We start from the raw sequence: 11,826 nt of genomic DNA, 5'->3' as shown, positions 1-11,826 counted from the left end.
TAAAGAGGGATTTATTTTAGGAGGATTTATCAAAATGGCAGATAAAGTAACCACAATTGGTGTTCTTACATCCGGCGGTGATGCTCCTGGTATGAATGCTGCTATCCGTGCAGTTGTTCGTCAGGCTATTGCTAGAGGTAAGAAAGTTAAAGGTATTAGAAGAGGCTACGCCGGATTATTATCTGGTGAGATTATAGATATGAACGCACATAGCGTTTCTGAGACTATTCAGCGAGGCGGTACTATTCTTCAGACAGCTCGTTGTTTAGAGATGCTTAATCCTGAGTATCAGGAGAAGGCTGCTAAGAATGCAATCGCTGCAGGTATCGATGGCCTTGTTGTTATCGGTGGTGACGGTTCTTTTAAGGGTGCTCAGAAGATTTCTAAGTATGGAATTAACACAATCGGTCTTCCAGGTACTATCGATCTTGATATCGCATGTACAGAATATACTATCGGTTTTGATACAGCTGTTAACACAGCTATGGAAGCTATCGATAAGGTTCGTGATACATCTACATCACACGAGCGTTGCTCTATCATCGAGGTAATGGGTCGTGGCGCTGGTTACATCGCTTTATGGTGTGGTATCGCTAATGGTGCTGAGGATGTTCTTCTTCCAGAGAGATATGATTATGATGAGCAGAAGCTTGTTAACCATATCATCGAAGGCCGTAAGAAGGGTAAGCAGCATCATATCATTATCAATGCTGAGGGTATCGGTCATTCAACATCTATGGCTAAGCGTATTGAAGCAGCTACAGGTATTGAGACACGTGCTACTATCCTTGGTCACATGCAGCGTGGTGGTTCACCTACATGTAAGGATCGTGTATACGCATCTACAATGGGTGCTATGGCAGTTGACCTTCTTTGCGAAGGTAAGACAAACCGCGTAGTTGGTTACAGACATGGTGAGTTCGTTGATTTCGATATTGACGAGGCACTTGCTATGAAGAAGGACGTTGACGAGTATCAGTACTCACTTTGCAAATCTTTGAACAATGATTACAAGTACGAATAACAATCAAATCAAAAATATAATTGCACTTAACAAAAAAGCCAGAGAGCGTAAAGCTCAAAGGCTTTTTGTGGTTGAGGGAATCAGGGCTGTTCTGGAGGTTCCAGGAGAGCTTCTTTCTGCTGTTTATTACATTGAAGGCTTTGCGGCTTCAGTAGAGGGCAAGGAGTTTATAAACGACATCATCGAAAAGGCTCCACATGCACCTTTAGAAGAGGTTACAGCAAATGTATTCAAATTGATGTGTGACACAGTGACACCACAGGGCGTGCTTGCTGTTGTTAAGATGCAGGATTTCACTTTAGAGGATGTGCTAGGTAAGGGGCTTGATAAGCCTGCTCATGTAATTATTCTTGAGACTTTGCAGGATCCTGGTAATATGGGCACTATCATTCGTACTGCAGAAGGTGCAGGCGCTACAGGAATTATTATCAATTCTACTTCGGTGGATATGTATTCACCAAAGGTTGTGCGTTCTACCATGGGCAGTATTTTTAGAGTGCCACACATTATAGTGAAAGATTTGGCAGCTACAATTCAGACCTTGGAAAATGAACATAGCGTATCAGTTTACGCTGCGCATTTAAAAGGGGATCGCTATTACGACGAAATGGATTTCACTGGGCCTACAGCTTTCATGATTGGAAATGAAGGAAATGGTCTTTCTGATGAAATGTCAGAATTAGCTACAAGCTATCTTAAGATTCCTATGGAGGGACAGTTGGAATCTCTTAATGCGTCGGTTGCTGCGAGTCTTCTTATGTATGAGACACATAGGCAAAGAAAATAAATTTAAGGGATAAATGTCAATGTAAATTGGCATTTATTTTTTATATAAACCGATATATTATATATAGTATTAATGATTGATAATATTGCAAAAGACTTTTTTGAATATGATATCGCAGATAAGGATAATTGGTCTAAAGCAGTAATCGACATCATAAAGGGACTTAATGTATAAGGATGGCCAGGGGTATGACATTAAAAGGGCTTCGACAAAAAGAACATAATGAAAAGATGAGGGTATCATTTGATTTGGATGAGGTATTATTTGTATCTCCTCAAACTCATAAGACAGAGAAACCTTTACATTTTCCGTTCAATCATATTTACAAGGAAAGACTTAGATTAGGCACGCCGGAGCTTATTAATGAGCTGCAGGCCCTGGGCTACGAGGTATGGGTTTATACATCTTCTTTTAGAACAGAAAGATATATAAAAGGACTTTTTAAGCACTACAAAATTCATTTTGATGGTATAATAAACGCTCAACGTCATTTGAAGGAAGTACAAAGAGACAACAAAATGATACTTCCACAGAAGCTGCCAAGCAGATATCGCATATCACTGCATATTGATGACGAAAGTGTGGTATGCACAATGGGGCCACAGTATGGCTTCAAAACATATCAGCTTGATGCCCAGGATGATGATTGGAAAGATAAAATAATTAAGAGAGCAGAGCATATAAAAAATTTACCTAGGTAATAGGATTTTTGAAATGCTTAGAGGATAATGTTATGCGTATATGGTTTAAATCATGGAAAGATAATCACATGCTGCATGATTTTATGGTGGAGGATGAATCGGAAGATACTCGCACACATAAGATTTTTAATGCTGTAGATAAGGCGTGTTATGAGTTTGATACAAGTAAACCGGTTTGGCTGGATTCCACTATCAGAGAGTTCAAACGCCACGGAAAAGCCAGATTTAGTAGCGACAATTTTGTTGACGAGATTCCATTTGATTACTTAGAGATTCACATTATAGAAGAAGATTAGGCTTCACCATGAAGGGAAGCTGTCAGCGCTAGCTGACTGAAGAGGTACTTATGAATAAAAAATCGGTTGATTTGTTAAATGGTTCAATTGTAAGGGGGATGATTCAGTTTTGCATCCCCCTTTTTATTGGTCAACTTTTGCAGCAGCTTTATAATATAGCTGATGCTTGGGTTGTAGGAAATTTTGCAGAAAGTAATGCATTTGCAGCCATTAGCTCTGGCGGTGCTTTGAGCTTTTTTATTGTTGGATTTTTCGGCGGCATGGGAGCTGGTGGTGGAATTATCATCAGTAGATATTTTGGCGCAGGAGATAAGGAGAATGTTGTAAATTCTATTCACAGCAACGTACTTTTTGCTCTTATTTGTTCTGCTGTAGCTACTGTTATTGGATTGATATTTGTTCCATTTATGCTTCGAATAATAGATACACCAGCTGAGGTACTGCCATATAGCTTGCAGTATTTTAGAATCTATTTTGGTGGTATAGCAACTATCGTTTTATACAACACCTTTATGAACATAATGCGTTCTGTGGGAGACAGCTTCCATCCACTTATTTATCTGCTTATATCTTCTGTGATAAATGTTGGCTTGGATTTGCTATTTGTTGCTTACTTGCACACTGGTGTAGTTGGTGCCGCAGCAGCTACTGTTATTTCACAGGGATTATCAGCACTACTATGCTTCATTAGATTGCTTCGCACCGATGACTACACAGGTGTTAAGCTATCGAAGATTTTTATTTGGCATCCAAGGATTATTCATCAGATTCTTGTACAGGGACTTCCTATGGGATTACAGAATTCCGTAATCTCAATTGGAAATATTGTTGTTCAGAAAAACATCAATGCCTTTGGTCCACACGCTATGAACGGTATGGGAGCCTATGCAAAGATTGAAGGCTTTGTATTCTTGCCTATCAACAGTATTTCAATGGCAGTGCCTACATTTATTAGCCAGAATCTTGGTGCTCGCCAGTATGATAGAGCTAAAAAGGGAGCCAGATTTAGCATTATTGTAGGTGTGGTGCTGGCAGAGGTGATAGGTCTTGCCTTCTATCTGTTTGCAGATCCACTTCTAAGTATATTTATAAAGAACCCTAAGGATATTTTATTTGGTCATATGCAGGTTGCCACATGTGCATTTTTCTATTGTCTGCTGGCATATTCACATTGTGCAGCAGGTGTAATGCGAGGGGCAGGGAAATCAATAATCCCAATGGTTACCATGCTTACCTTCTGGTGTGGAGTTAGAATTGTATATGTAACTATCGCAGTACATTACATTCCAAAGTTTACCACTATCAGCTGGTGTTATCCTCTTACATGGGCATGCTCAACTATCGTATTTACGATATGGCTTTTAACACAGGATTGGACCCACGCTTACGATACACAGCATGTTTGGCATAACTAAAAATTAATAAAGACTTAATAAAATTTTTTGTGGTTTTATGGTATTATATATTTGTAATAAAAACGGGGAGGTGATTCTTTTTGGATATAGGAATGTTTCCTGATGACGGGGTTAATTCATGGAACACTGTCATGCTACTTTATGAATCAGCTATTAAAAAATTTCGTACCAAGGTTGAGATTCTAAACGACGAATTTCAGCAAGTACATCAATATAATCCAATTGAATACATAAAAACTAGAGTAAAAACTCCAGAAAGTATTGTTAAAAAGCTCAAGAAAAATGGCTATGAAATCTCTATCCCAAATATGATTGAGCATTGTAACGATATTGCAGGTGTCAGAATTGTATGCTCCTTCACATCGGATATTTACCAGATAGCAGAAATGATTGGCCGCCAGGCAGATGTTACTGTTATCTCTATCAAGGATTATATTAAAAATCCAAAGATATCTGGTTATAAGAGCTATCACATGCTTGTTACTATTCCTATCTATCTGTCAGACAAGACAGTTGATACAAAGGTAGAAATTCAAATACGTACCATCGGCATGGATTTCTGGGCAAGCTTAGAGCACAAAATCTACTACAAGTTCGAGGGTAATGCACCAGATTATATCAGCCGCGATTTAAGAGAGTGTTCTGAAATCGTTTCAATGATGGATACCAAGATGCTTCAGTTGAATGAGGCTATCATGCAAACGAAGCACCAAGAGGAAGAGAAACTCAAGGCTGAGCAGCGCCACAAGAACAACTGGAAAGAAAATATTTAATGTAATATAATATGAGCTGTCGTGTATAACGACAGTTCATTTTTTTTTATGGAGGATAATTTTATGTTAGAGATATTAAAAGCTATATTATTTGGTATTGTTGAGGGTATCACAGAATGGCTCCCAATCAGTAGCACAGGCCACATGATTCTTTTAGACGAAATCGTTAAGCTTGACGTTTCAGAAGAATTCTACAGCATGTTCCAGGTAGTTATTCAGCTTGGCGCAATCCTTGCAGTAGTTCTTATTTTCTGGAATCAGATTTGGCCATTTGGTAAAAAGAACAACAAGGCACCTTTAACAAAGAGTGGCATCGGAGCATGGATTAAGACAGATATTTTCGTACTTTGGTTCCACATTCTGGTTTCTTGCGTTCCAGCAGCCATCGTAGGACTCCTTTGGGATGATGTTTTTGAAGCACTTTTCTACAACTACACTACAGTAGCAATCATGCTTATCATTTTTGGTGTAGCATTTATCGTAGTTGAAAATATGAAATCTGGCCACAGCGCTAAGATTAACGCAGTAGCAGATATCACATACACAACAGCATTTTTAATTGGTATGTTCCAGCTTATCGCTGCTATTTTTCCTGGTACATCACGTTCAGGAGCAACTATCGTAGGCGCCCTTTTAATCGGAGTTTCACGTACAGTTGCAGCAGAGTACACCTTTTACCTTGCAATCCCTGTAATGTTTGGCGCCAGCCTTCTTAAAATCCTTAAGTTCGGATTTTCATTCACAGGCATGGAAGCAGCCATTCTTCTTGTTGGTATGGTAGTAGCCTTCGCAGTATCAATGTTCGTAATCAAGTTCCTAATGAGCTACATCAAGAAGCACGATTTCAAGGTGTTTGGATGGTACCGAATCATCCTTGGCGTTATCGTCGTTGTCTGCGGCATCGCAGGTTTAATCGGCTAATACCTTAGGCTGAGTGACATGTCGAGAAAGGCTCTAGGCCCTATCTTATTTGCCACTACACTCGCTAAGTAAAATTAAAAAAGTGGGTTTCTCATATATAGGCACCGTGCTCCATGCAACATCGTGTTGCTTACGCACTTGAACCGCCATCCTAGCGGTTCATGCCAATATATGTGAAACTCACTTTTTATTTTACTAAGCTCGTTCCAAGGCAACTAAGATAGGGCCTAGAGTCTTTCTCGACATGTCAATTCAAGTATTGCATTAGCCGATTAAGAGATGCGGTTCTGCATACAAAGTGAAATATTCGTTAGAAAGTGTTAAAATAGGCAAAGACTATTGTTGAAGGAAAGTTTGATGATTAGGAAATATACGATTAAGGGCTTGGTGCAGGGGATTGGATATAGACCTTGGGTGGCCAAGCTGGCAGATGAACTTAATATAGAAGGATATGTTAGAAATACTGGCGGCATTGTTACTGTGGTAGCATTAGGAGATGAGACAAAGCTTGATGAGTTAAAGAACAGGCTTAGCAAGGATGTGCCAACAGGAGGATTTGTCACATCAATCGATGAAGAGGAGCTTCAAGAAAGTGATGTGGAGCTTTCATCAGCTCATCAGTTTAAGATTATTGAATCTGACAGTGATGTGAAGGCAAATCTTCCGCTGATTCCTGCGGATATTTGTACCTGTGATAAATGTAAAGAGGAATTGCTAGATCCTAACAACAGAAGATATTTGCATCCATTTATTAGCTGTACTATCTGTGGGCCTAGATATTCCATAATAGAAAGCTTGCCATACGATAGAGATACTATCACCATGGGTGATTTTGAAATGTGCCCAGAGTGTGAGAAGGAATATACAGGAAAGCTGGATAGGAGACGTCATGCCCAGACTATTGCCTGCAAGGACTGTGGCCCAAGGCTTTCTTTTGAGCAGGTGGCAGGTGTAGAAAAATCAGAAGATACATTTGAAAAGGCAGTTGATGTTATTGCAGCAGGTGGAATCCTGGCGGTGAAGGATATTGGTGGATATCATCTGTGCTGTAATCCCTTTGATGAGAAGGCTGTGGCTGCTCTTAGAATATTAAAGCATAGGGAGGCAAAGGCATTTGCAGTGATGTTCCCTGATGTGGATTCTGTTAGGGATTATTGCGAGGTAAATGACCAGGAGCAGGAGCTTTTGGAAGGCCCTGCCAGACCTATCGTTTTGTTAAAACATATATACGATAATAAAAAGAAGCTTGCAGACAACGTATGTCTAACCAGTCCTTCTATAGGTGCCATGCTTCCATGTAATCCTGTGCAGATTTTGCTGGCAGAAAAGCTTGGCCCAATCATTATGACTAGTGGAAATGCCAGTGGGGATGTGCTTGAAACGGATGATAATAAAATGCTTAACTGGCTAAAGGAAAGAGTGGCTTCAAAAGAGATAGAGGACACTCCAATTGGAATACTTAGCCATAACAGAAGAATCCTTCGTCCAATGGATGATTCTGTAATGAAGGTGGTTTGCGGTAGACAGCAGTTCATAAGACGTGCAAGGGGCTATGTTCCAAACCCTATCAGTGTGGATATCTCAGGTGAATTGTTTGCGGCAGGTGGAGATCTTAAATCCAGCTTTTGCTATGTGAAAAATGGATTAGCCTATGTGAGCCAGTATTTAGGTGATATGGAATCCGTTAGCTGTCAGCATTTCTATCAGAATGAAAAGGCGGCTATGGAGCGTATATTTGGATTTGCGCCAGAAGTTATGGCAGTGGACAAGCACCCTGGCTATTTCAGCAGAAAATCAGGAGAAGAGGCAGCTGAGAATGCTAATCTGAAGCTAATTCAGATTCAACATCATAAAGCCCATGTTGCATCGGTGATTGCAGAACATAAGCTAACAGGTAAGGTGCTTGGTTTCGCATTTGATGGAACAGGCTATGGTGATGATGGAAGTATATGGGGAAGCGAAACATTCCTGTGGGATGGAATATCTGAGATGACGCGAATTGCTCACCTGAAGCCTATGAAGCTTATAGGCGGAGATGAAGGCGCTAAGAATTGCGATACCATTTTGACGGGGATGCTTCATAACTATGGGCTACAGCTACCAGATGCAAACAAGGATTCCATGGAGCAGCAGCTTATAAAAGCGGCCATTGATAACAATATAAACACAGTCACATCCACATCCATGGGAAGATTGTTTGATGCAGTATCGGCCCTTCTTGAAATATGTCACTACAATTCCTACGAAGGCCAGGCTCCAATTGAGCTTGAAAATGTGGCGGCTTTAACAAATGATTCGTACCCATTATCAATAGATGAAAATGGAGATACAAAAAAGCTGTTTGAAGATATCGTATATGCGATATCAAATGGAGCATCAAAAGCTAGTCTTGCCAGAGGCTTTATAGATGGGGTGGCAAAATATGTTGTCAGTATCGCAGAGAAAAATGCGTCACAGCTTGATGATAAAAAACAGATAGCTCTATCAGGAGGAACCTTCCTGAATCGTATCCTGTTAGAAGGGGTAATAAAGGGATTGGAAGAAAGAGGCTTTAGCGTTTATACTTCCCAGCAGCTTCCACCGGGAGATGGGGGACTTTGCCTTGGGCAGGCGTACCTAATTTCAAGGCAAAGCTGACCAATATTTTATACAATCCTTCATGATAAATTGTGCTAAACTAGTAGCAGTAAGTTTTGGTTTAAGAGGTAATAATTATGTGTGTAGCAATACCAGGATTAGTTAAAAAGAAAAAGGATGGAAAAGTAACAGTAGATTTCAATGGTAACGAGGTTGAAGCATACGCAGGACTTGTTAATGTAAACGAGGGCGATTATGCATTAGTTCACGCAGGCTGTGTCATCCAGACACTTAAGAAGGATGAGGCCGAAGAGATTCTTGAACTTATGGGAGGCCTTGAGGGCTAATGGAAATCAGTGAAATTGTTGACTTTTTAAGAACATACGATGGCGCACCAGTTCGTTTGATGGAGGTTTGTGGAAGCCATACTCATGCTATTGCAAAGCATGGCATTAGGGATTTGCTTTCACCTAATATTCAGCTTTTATCAGGCCCTGGCTGCCCTGTATGCGTTACACCTACAGCATATATTGATAAGCTTATAGAGCTTAGCTTGGAGGAGGGCACTACAGTTGCCACCTTCGGAGATTTGCTTAGAGTCCCTGGCTCGAAGGAAAGCCTTAATGAGGCAAAGGGCAGAGGCGGCTCGGTGGAGATGGTTTATTCTCCAATGGATGTTTTGGGATTGGCAAAGGAGCATCCTGATAGAAATTATGTATTTGCAGCAGTTGGTTTTGAAACCACTGCTCCAGTTTATACATTGCTTTTAGATAATGCTATAGCAATGAATCTTACAAATATTCGTATCCTTACAGCACTTAAGACAATGCCAGGTGCTATATCTTATTTGTGTGACCACGGCGCAGCCATCGATGGCTTTATCGCCCCAGGCCACGTAAGTGCCGTTACAGGAGCAGATTATTTCAACGGGCTTGCTGACAAATATCAAATACCTTTTGCAGTTTCGGGCTTTGGCGATCAGGAGCTGGTAATTGCAATCTACGGCTTGGTTCAGATGATAATAAAGCATCAGCCACAGGTAAAGAACTACTACACATCAGTGGTAGATGCAGGCCAGAATGATATTATCACACGTCAGTTAAATAAATATTTCGTTCCTGCAGATGTGGTATGGAGAGGCATGGGCATCATCCCTGGCTCAGGCCTGATGCTAAAGGATGAATATGCCCGCTTTGACGCAGGAAGCGCAGGATTAGATGAGGACAACAAGCGCAACAAAGCCTGCCGCTGCGGCGACATCCTAATGGGCAAAGCAACCCCAAAGGATTGCCCACTCTTCGGCAAGGTATGCACCCCAATGTCCCCAGAGGGTGCCTGCATGGTATCCGAAGAAGGTAGCTGCTTCAACGCGTATTTGGTAAGACGTTAACACGAAAATATATCTATTAGATACGTTATAATAATTAAGTGAGCTTCGTAGTTAACAAGCTATTATCGTTTTGAAGAAGATATTGGATGAGAGTGTGTATAATAAATTTAAGTGAGCGTTGTAGTTAACAAGCTATTATTGTTTCGAACGAGACATTAGTCGAGTGAGGAATAATAATGCTTGTTAACGTAACAACGCGGACTAAAGTGGAGATACAGATATGGAGAAAATTATTATGGAGCATGGCTCAGGCGGCCGTGCAACTGGAGAATTGATAAGAGAAATATTTGAGGCACAGTTTAATAGCGATGTGCTTTCTGAGATGGAGGACGCCGCCGTCGTCCCAGGCGATGCCACAATCGCTATGACAACAGATAGCTTTGTCGTAACTCCTTTGGAGTTCCCAGGCGGAGATATCGGTAGACTTTGTATTTGCGGTACTGTAAATGATTTGTGCATGAGAGGCGCAGTTCCTAAATATATTACATGCGGTTTTATTCTGGAAGAGGGCGCTGATGTGGAAACACTCAGAAGACTTGTGAAATCAATGGCTGAAACAGCAAACGAAGCTGGAGTAAAGATTGTTGCCGGTGATACAAAGGTTATCGAAGGAAATGGTGGTATTTATATTAATACTGCAGGTGTAGGCTTTGTTCCAAAGGGCGTGGATATTAAGGCTAAAAATGCCACAGTAGATGATGTGATTATTGTATCTGGTAATGTTGGTGACCATCATGCCACAGTTCTTAGCCAGCGTATGGGAATCAAGAATACAATCGTTAGTGATAATGCTCCTCTTCAGGAGATGGTTGGGAAGCTTACTGATGCAAAGGTGCCAGTACATGTTCTTAGAGATGTGACAAGAGGTGGACTTGCTACAGTATTGAAGGAGCTTGCTCTTTCAAGTGGCCTTACTTTTGAGCTAGCACAGGATTCAGTGCCAGTGGATGCTCAGGTTCAGTCCTTCTGCGGTTTGCTTGGCCTTGATCCAATGTACATGGGAAATGAAGGCAAGATGGTAGCTATAGTTCCTAGAGAGTACGCTGATAAGGCAGTCGAGCTTATCAGAAGCAGTAAGTACGGCGAGAATGCCTGTGTCATTGGAGAGGTAAAGAATCCTTCCGATGATTCTGAAAAGGGTGCTCTTGTAATGAAAACAAAAATAGGTGGAAGAAGATTTTTAGACATTCTTCAAGGCGAAGGATTGCCTCGTATTTGCTAGTAATACACAGCGTCGCCAACATTTAACATAATGTTCATATTCAGTTCGATATATCTTGTGCTATAATAACCATAAATCATCCATTAACAATAATAGTGAGGAGGATGACCTTTGGGTAAAACAGTACTGATAGTCGACGATTCAAGGTTTATGCGAGCTGTCGTCAAAAACGAAGTTGAAAAAAATGGCTGTACTGTTGTAGCTGAAGCCGATTGCTCTGATGCAGCGGTTGCAAGATACAAAGAATTAAAGCCTGATATAGTAACCATGGATATCACAATGACTGTAGATGGACATACTATAGGTCGTAGCTCCAATGGTATTGATGCTATCAAACAGATTATTGAATTTGATCCAGATGCCAAAATCCTTGTCGTAAGCGCTATGGGGCAGAAGTGCTATGTTATTGAGGCTATCGAAGCAGGCGCAAAGGATTTTGTTATTAAGCCTTTTGATGAGGTTAGATTCGCGGAGGCGCTAGCTCATTTTAAATGATAATTGAATAATGATTTTACGGAGACTGCATTTGCAGTCTCTTTTTTTGCCTGTGCACAAAAAATAAATGATGTGGCGCAACGGGAAACTAATTTTGCACAATTAGTTTTCCGTGAACCTGTGAAGATAAAATTAGACAAAAGAAAAAGACCGAATTCTCGGTCTTTTTGAGGGGAGTATAAATAATTAATAAGGGTGAAACTAGGAAACTCCTAGTTACGAGAA

The 11,826-nt window shown here is 40.7% G+C and carries 12 protein-coding genes; all 12 read left to right on the top strand.

What is annotated here, in order from left to right; genetic code table 11:
• The first annotated feature begins 34 nt into the window (after positions 1 to 34).
• The 12 genes from pfkA to BM097_RS05595 all read left to right on the top strand — a co-directional run bounded on the left by pfkA (position 35) and on the right by BM097_RS05595 (position 11,601).
• On the top strand, positions 35 to 1,024 hold the full coding sequence (gene pfkA / locus BM097_RS05650; protein WP_090546786.1) for a 6-phosphofructokinase: 990 nt from the start codon (positions 35 to 37) through the stop codon (positions 1,022 to 1,024).
• Complete coding sequence (locus BM097_RS05645; protein WP_090546784.1) at positions 1,005 to 1,811, top strand: TrmH family RNA methyltransferase; 807 nt, start codon at positions 1,005 to 1,007, stop codon at positions 1,809 to 1,811. The genes pfkA and BM097_RS05645 overlap by 20 nt, the downstream gene beginning before the upstream one ends.
• Before the next feature lie 188 nt (positions 1,812 to 1,999).
• On the top strand, positions 2,000 to 2,512 hold the full coding sequence (locus BM097_RS05640; RefSeq protein WP_090546782.1) for an HAD family hydrolase: 513 nt from the start codon (positions 2,000 to 2,002) through the stop codon (positions 2,510 to 2,512).
• A gap of 32 nt (positions 2,513 to 2,544) precedes the next feature.
• On the top strand, positions 2,545 to 2,808 hold the full coding sequence (locus BM097_RS05635) for a hypothetical protein (protein ID WP_090546780.1): 264 nt from the start codon (positions 2,545 to 2,547) through the stop codon (positions 2,806 to 2,808).
• Positions 2,809 to 2,858: 50 nt separating this feature from the next.
• Positions 2,859 to 4,223, top strand: coding sequence for an MATE family efflux transporter (locus BM097_RS05630; protein WP_090546778.1), 1,365 nt, complete (start codon positions 2,859 to 2,861; stop codon positions 4,221 to 4,223).
• A gap of 92 nt (positions 4,224 to 4,315) precedes the next feature.
• On the top strand, positions 4,316 to 4,996 hold the full coding sequence (locus tag BM097_RS05625; RefSeq protein ID WP_090546913.1) for a GTP pyrophosphokinase: 681 nt from the start codon (positions 4,316 to 4,318) through the stop codon (positions 4,994 to 4,996).
• Positions 4,997 to 5,059: 63 nt separating this feature from the next.
• Positions 5,060 to 5,917, top strand: a complete 858-nt coding sequence (locus BM097_RS05620) for an undecaprenyl-diphosphate phosphatase (protein WP_207647029.1) — start codon at positions 5,060 to 5,062, stop codon at positions 5,915 to 5,917.
• A gap of 357 nt (positions 5,918 to 6,274) precedes the next feature.
• Complete coding sequence (hypF, locus tag BM097_RS05615) at positions 6,275 to 8,554, top strand: carbamoyltransferase HypF (RefSeq protein ID WP_090546774.1); 2,280 nt, start codon at positions 6,275 to 6,277, stop codon at positions 8,552 to 8,554.
• Positions 8,555 to 8,631: 77 nt separating this feature from the next.
• Positions 8,632 to 8,841: a HypC/HybG/HupF family hydrogenase formation chaperone gene (locus tag BM097_RS05610; protein ID WP_028242015.1), complete on the top strand. Its 210-nt coding sequence runs from the start codon at positions 8,632 to 8,634 to the stop codon at positions 8,839 to 8,841.
• On the top strand, positions 8,841 to 9,884 hold the full coding sequence (hypD, locus tag BM097_RS05605; RefSeq protein ID WP_090546772.1) for a hydrogenase formation protein HypD: 1,044 nt from the start codon (positions 8,841 to 8,843) through the stop codon (positions 9,882 to 9,884). The genes BM097_RS05610 and hypD overlap by 1 nt, the downstream gene beginning before the upstream one ends.
• A gap of 220 nt (positions 9,885 to 10,104) precedes the next feature.
• Positions 10,105 to 11,106, top strand: coding sequence for a hydrogenase expression/formation protein HypE (gene hypE / locus BM097_RS05600; RefSeq protein ID WP_090546770.1), 1,002 nt, complete (start codon positions 10,105 to 10,107; stop codon positions 11,104 to 11,106).
• 111 nt (positions 11,107 to 11,217) lie between these two features.
• The gene (locus BM097_RS05595) at positions 11,218 to 11,601 is read left to right on the top strand and encodes a response regulator (protein WP_090546768.1); all 384 of its coding nucleotides are present in this window, start codon (positions 11,218 to 11,220) and stop codon (positions 11,599 to 11,601) included.
• Positions 11,602 to 11,826: the final 225 nt, after the last annotated feature.

It is taken from the genome of Pseudobutyrivibrio sp. OR37 (genome assembly GCF_900113655.1).
In the GTDB taxonomy this organism is placed as follows: domain Bacteria; phylum Bacillota; class Clostridia; order Lachnospirales; family Lachnospiraceae; genus Pseudobutyrivibrio.
Note: the sequence above shows the minus strand (reverse complement) of the source record. Positions and strands in the feature narration are given on the sequence as shown.

Bases quoted from the DNA above. Each gene is read 5' to 3' on its own strand.
- pfkA (WP_090546786.1), top strand. From the start codon at position 35: ATGGCAGATAAAGTAACCACAATTGGTGTTCTTACATCCGGCGGTGAT.
- BM097_RS05645 (WP_090546784.1), top strand. From the start codon at position 1,005: ATGATTACAAGTACGAATAACAATCAAATCAAAAATATAATTGCACTT.
- BM097_RS05640 (WP_090546782.1), top strand. From the start codon at position 2,000: ATGACATTAAAAGGGCTTCGACAAAAAGAACATAATGAAAAGATGAGG.
- BM097_RS05635 (WP_090546780.1), top strand. From the start codon at position 2,545: ATGCGTATATGGTTTAAATCATGGAAAGATAATCACATGCTGCATGAT.
- BM097_RS05630 (WP_090546778.1), top strand. From the start codon at position 2,859: ATGAATAAAAAATCGGTTGATTTGTTAAATGGTTCAATTGTAAGGGGG.
- BM097_RS05625 (WP_090546913.1), top strand. From the start codon at position 4,316: ATGTTTCCTGATGACGGGGTTAATTCATGGAACACTGTCATGCTACTT.
- BM097_RS05620 (WP_207647029.1), top strand. From the start codon at position 5,060: ATGTTAGAGATATTAAAAGCTATATTATTTGGTATTGTTGAGGGTATC.
- hypF (WP_090546774.1), top strand. From the start codon at position 6,275: ATGATTAGGAAATATACGATTAAGGGCTTGGTGCAGGGGATTGGATAT.
- BM097_RS05610 (WP_028242015.1), top strand. From the start codon at position 8,632: ATGTGTGTAGCAATACCAGGATTAGTTAAAAAGAAAAAGGATGGAAAA.
- hypD (WP_090546772.1), top strand. From the start codon at position 8,841: ATGGAAATCAGTGAAATTGTTGACTTTTTAAGAACATACGATGGCGCA.
- hypE (WP_090546770.1), top strand. From the start codon at position 10,105: ATGGAGAAAATTATTATGGAGCATGGCTCAGGCGGCCGTGCAACTGGA.